The 5,613-nt window shown below is 38.3% G+C and carries 5 protein-coding genes; all 5 read left to right on the forward strand.

The annotated features are described in order from the left end of the window. Positions 1–180: hypothetical protein (locus tag H7254_RS04785; protein WP_301931905.1), on the forward strand; the 180-nt coding region annotated here is incomplete at its 5' end. Between the two features lie 12 nt (positions 181–192). Next, complete coding sequence (locus tag H7254_RS04790) at positions 193–1,263, forward strand: DUF3858 domain-containing protein (protein ID WP_301931906.1); 1,071 nt, start codon at positions 193–195, stop codon at positions 1,261–1,263. A gap of 2 nt (positions 1,264–1,265) precedes the next feature. Next, positions 1,266–3,173, forward strand: coding sequence for a DUF3857 domain-containing protein (locus tag H7254_RS04795; RefSeq protein ID WP_301931907.1), 1,908 nt, complete (start codon positions 1,266–1,268; stop codon positions 3,171–3,173). Positions 3,174–3,336: 163 nt separating this feature from the next. Next, positions 3,337–4,716: a phosphoglucosamine mutase gene (glmM, locus tag H7254_RS04800; RefSeq protein ID WP_301921280.1), complete on the forward strand. Its 1,380-nt coding sequence runs from the start codon at positions 3,337–3,339 to the stop codon at positions 4,714–4,716. 75 nt (positions 4,717–4,791) lie between these two features. Then, positions 4,792–5,613: cysteine desulfurase family protein (locus H7254_RS04805; protein WP_301931908.1), on the forward strand; the 822-nt coding region annotated here is incomplete at its 3' end.

Below are 5,613 nucleotides of genomic sequence, written 5' to 3' on the forward strand. Positions count from 1 at the left end.
AAGGAAGAAAAGTTTACCACTTCCCTAGATAATCATATTTCTAAAATTGAGTTTCAAATGTCGGGGCAACAGTTTCCCAATACTGTCCATAGAGATATTATGGGAACCTGGGCCAGACTGGCAGAATCGCTGTTGAAAGATGAAGACTTTGGAGAAAAGTTGGATAAGGATAATGGATGACTGACGGATGATATGAAAATAGCCAGGGCAGGTACAAACAGTGCAATGGAAGAAGCCAGGAAAATATATACCCTTGTAAAAAATACTTTTAAATGTAACGGACATCACGGTATATATTTATCAGCAGGCATGAAAGAAGTTTTTAAGAATAAAAGTGGCTCTGTTGCTGACATTAATTTACTATTAACCGCCATGCTGCGCCACGAAAATATGCAGGCCAGTCCGGTTATTTTAAGTACCCGGGCCAACGGACTGACCAATGAATTTTATCCGCTGATTAACCGGTTTAATTATGTTATATGTAAACTGGAAATAGATGGTAAAAATTATTTTTTAGATGCATCCAAACCTTACCTCGGTTTTAATAAACTACCCGAATATTGTTTCAACGGTCCGGCCAGAACAGTTAGCAAAGCAGCAGATCCAGTATATTTTTATGCAGACAGTATGAAGGAATCGAAGTTTACCAACGTGATGCTTTTTAACGATGAAAAAAAACCGGGTAAATGGACAGGTACGTACAATGCAATGTTTGGATATTATGAATCAAGCAATATCCGGGAAAAGTTTATTGATAATGGGAAAGAAGCATTTGAAAAGAAATTGAAAGAATCCTACAGCGGGGATTTATCTATTGATGAAATCAAATACGAGAATGAAAACGATGGTGAAAAATCGATGACGATGTCGCATACCATCACTGTTGATGGCGACAACAGCAGTAATATTATTTATTTTAACCCCATGTTAAAAGAAGGCTATAAAGAAAATTTTTTTACTGCTGCTGAAAGAAGATACCCGGTAGAAATGCCTTATAAAATGGACGAAACCTACAATTTTCAAATAGAAATTCCGGCAGGATATGTAGTGGATGAAATGCCGAAATCAGCAAAAGTAAGTTTAAATGACGGCGAAGGTTATTTTGAATACCTTATTTCTAAATCAGCTAATGAGGTTTTACTGCGCAGCAGGATAAAGTTAGAAAAAGCAACGTTTTCACCGGAAGATTATGACACGCTCAGAAACTTTTTTGATTACATCGTAAAAAAACATGCTGAACAAATTGTTTTCAAAAAGAAATAGCCATGAAGAAGTATCTTATAACAATGCTGCTCAATTCCGCTTACTTTTTTACCGCGTTTGCTCAAAATAATTACGATGTAAAACTGATTCCTGCCGAACTTTTGCCGCATGCCAATGTGGTAAAAAGATTGGAAGAAATCCAGGTGGAAATTAAAGGTCCCGGCAAGGCAGTCTTATTCAATAAATATGCAGTTACTATACTAAATGCGGGTGGTGAAGCAGCAGCTGCTTTAACAGAAAACTATGATCAGTTTATTTCTATCCGAAGTATTGACGGTAGTTTGTATGATGCAAATGGTAAAAAAATAAAATCGCTTAAAAAAAGTGAGGTGCAGGATTTTACTGGTTCATCCGAATCCTCGCTGGCAGATGATGCCAGGATTAAACACCACAATTTTAATTGTAAAATGTATCCTTATACCGTAGAGTATCAAACTGAAATTGAATTAAAGGGCGTTTTTTATTTACCCCGCTGGTTGCCGGTAGAAGATGAAAATTATTCAGTAGAAAAAAGCAAACTAACGGTGCAATTCCCCCCGGATTATACACTTCGCTTTAAAGCATTTAATTATGGAAAAGAGCCCCAAAAAACAATCCTGAAGGAATCGCAGCAATATGAATGGAACGTTGAAAAGTTGCCGGCAATTGAAAGTGAAAGGTTTCAACCGGAATGGTACGAAATAACAACGGCCGTTTTTTTGGCCCCCTCAAATTTTGAGATACAGCAGTTTACAGGTGATATGAGTAACTGGCAGGGATTCGGCAAATTTATTTACCTGCTTAATAACGGCAGGGATGTACTGCCTGCCAACATCAAACAACAGGTGCATGCGCTAACAGACAATGTATCTTCCTCCCGGGAAAAAATAAAAATTTTGTATGAATACCTGCAAAAAAATACCCGTTATATCAGCATACAGCTTGGTATTGGCGGGTGGCAAACTTTTGATGCGGCATACGTAGCAACAAAGGCTTACGGTGATTGTAAAGCACTCAGTAATTATATGTATTCTTTATTGAAAGAAGCGGGCATCAAATCTTTTTATACACTCATTAAAGCGGGGCAAAATAAAAATTCATTACTCAGTGATTTTCCTTCGAACCAATTCAACCATATCATTGTTTGCGTGCCGCAGCCTAAAGATACCATCTGGCTTGAATGTACCAGCCAGACTTTACCCATGGGATATCTTAGTGGCTTTACCAGTAACCGGTGTGCCTTATTGGTAGATGAAAATGGTGGTGTATTGGTGCGTACACCCAACTATCAGAAAAATGATAACCTGCAGACAAGAAAAATTATAGCTTCTGTAAATGAAGAAGGAAAACTTACAGCCGGTATTGAAACAAAATACCGGGCGCAACAACAGGATGAATTGCAGGGAATGCTGGATGCTGTTAACAAGGAAAAAATTGCAGAAATTTTAAAAGAAGAATTGAATCTTCCATCTTACAATATTACCAGTTTTAATTACGCAAGTGAAAAGGGGCAACTGCCGGTAGTGACGGAAAAGCTGGAATTAACAGCCAATAATTATTGCATCATTACTGGCAAAAGATTATTTATTTCACCCAATATTTTAAATAAATCACAGTTGAAACTTACCAATGCGGACAAAAGAAAGTTCGATTTAAAACTCCCTTATGAATTTACAGATATTGATTCGGTTGAAATAAAACTGCCTGCCGGTTACACACCCGAAAGTATTCCTGCAAATATGTCTGTTGATACTAAGTTTGGGACTTACAATGCTATCATAAAAATCAGTGACGGAAAGATTTTATATATCAGAAATTTCCAGCGCAATAGTGGCCTTTATCCTGTGGCTGAAGCAGTAGCGTTGGCTGAATTTTTCTCTAAAATTTATTCTGCGGACAGAGCCAGTTTGGTTTTTGTAAAAAAAGAGTAAACCTTGCCGATCTTAAAAAATGCTCCTCAACAAATTATTATTAACTAACTGCATTATCTGCTGATTTACCTTTCAAAAATCTTCTTTGGCTGGCGGTTAGTTACAGCTTTGGAACCAGTCCTGTATTACTTATCTTTGCCCTTCACGTAAATTATTGCAGCAAATGGCATTAATAAAAAGCATATCAGGTATAAGAGGCACAATTGGCGGCAAAACAAACGATAACCTTACTCCACTGGATGTGGTGAAATTTACGGCAGCCTATGGCACCCTGCTGATGAAGGAAGGGGCTAACAGAAAAATAGTGCTGGGCCGGGATGGACGAATCAGTGGTGCAATGGTAAAAAATCTGGTAATTAGTACGCTAAATGCATTAGGTTTTGACGTGCTAGATCTTGATTACAGTACTACCCCTACGGTAGAGATGGCCGTGGTTTTTGAAAACGCAGCCGGTGGAATTATACTAACCGCAAGCCATAATCCTAAAGAATGGAATGCGTTAAAATTGCTCAACAGCAAGGGCGAATTTATTAATGCTGCTGAGGGGATGGAAGTTTTAAGAATTGCTGCAGCAGAGGATTTTACTTTTGTACCGGTTGATAAACTAGGTACCACCATTGCGGATGAAGGATCTTTACAAAAGCACATTGATGCCGTTGTAAATTATGATTTGGTAGATGTAGCAGCCATAAAAAAAGCAAAATTTAAAATAGTGCTGGATGCGGTAAATAGTACCGGTGCTTTTGCTGTACCTGCATTATTAAAGGCATTGGGTGTAAAAGATATTGTTGTGCTAAACGGCGAGGTAAATGGAAAGTTTGCGCACAACCCCGAACCATTACCCGAACATCTTACCGAATTAAGCAGAGAAGTAGTAAAGCAAAATGCAAGTCTTGGTATTGCTGTTGACCCTGATGTTGACCGGCTGTGTTTCGTATGCGAGGATGGTAGTATGTTTGGTGAAGAGTATACCCTGGTAGCAGTAGCAGATTATGTATTAGGTAGAAAAAAAGGAAATTCTGTTTCCAATATGTCTTCTACCAAGGCATTAAAAGATGTTACTGTAGGGCATGGCGGGCAGTACTTCCCAAGTGCAGTGGGCGAAGTAAATGTGGTAAATAAAATGAAGGAAGTAAATGCTGTAATTGGTGGCGAAGGTAACGGTGGAATAATTGTACCCGATCTTCATTATGGCCGTGATGCGCTTATTGGCATAGCGCTTTTTTTAACACACCTGGCCATCAGCAAAAAAAGTATCCGGCAATTGCGCAATACTTATCCCGGCTATTTTATCAGCAAAAATAAAATTACTTTATCAGCAGGCATTAATGTGCAATCTGTATTTGATAAAATAAAAGAAAAATATAAAAATCAGCCGATCAATGCAGAAGATGGTTTAAAGATTGAATTTGATAACGACTGGGTACACCTGCGTACCAGCAATACCGAACCTATCATACGTATTTATGCAGAAAGCAATTTTGAAACTACGGCAAATAATATTGCTAAAAGATTAATGAAAGATATTAATGAAGTGATTTAGTGAATGGGAATTGCGAATGCTCATTATTCATCACTTACCACTTACTTACCACTCACCATTTCCTACTAACCTGATATGAACAGAATCTACTTTGATAATGCTGCAACAACATCACTTGACCCTGGTGTGCTGGAAACAATGATGCCTTACCTGGTTGAAAAATTTGGCAATCCTTCTTCTATTTATTCTTATGGAAGAGAAACGAAAATGGCGATAGAGCAATCAAGAAAATCGGTTGCAAAAATTTTAAATGCGCATCCGGCAGAAATATTTTTTACCAGCGGCGGAACAGAAAGCAGCAACACTGCCATTACAGCAGCAGTAAGGGATCTTGGTTGTACTCATATCATTACATCGGTTATTGAACACCATGCTACCTTGCATACTGTTGAAAATTTAGATGCGCAGGGACTTGTTAAAGTAAGCCATGTAAAATTGTTATCGAATGGACATATAGACCTGGAACACCTGGAGAAATTACTGGCTGCTACACAAGAAAAAACGCTGGTTACTTTATTGCACGCCAATAACGAAATTGGTAACATGCTCGACATACATGCTGTGGGTAATTTATGTAAAGTATTCAATGCCATTTTTCATTGTGATACTGTGCAAACAGTGGGTCATTTTCCCTTTGATCTTCGAAATACTCCGGTACATTTTATTACGGGCGCTGCACATAAATTTCATGGTCCCAAAGGTGTGGGTATTTTATACATCAACGAAAATGTACGGATAAAGCCCTTGTTGCTTGGGGGAGGTCAGGAACGTAACATGCGTGCCGGTACCGAAAATATTTATGGTATTGTTGGGTTTGCAAAAGCGCTGGAACTGGCAACGGCATCCTTTAATGAAGACAGTACTTATATCGGAAGCATCAAAAAATACATGCACGAT

This window comes from Ferruginibacter sp. (genome assembly GCF_014377975.1).
Lineage (GTDB): Bacteria > Bacteroidota > Bacteroidia > Chitinophagales > Chitinophagaceae > Ferruginibacter.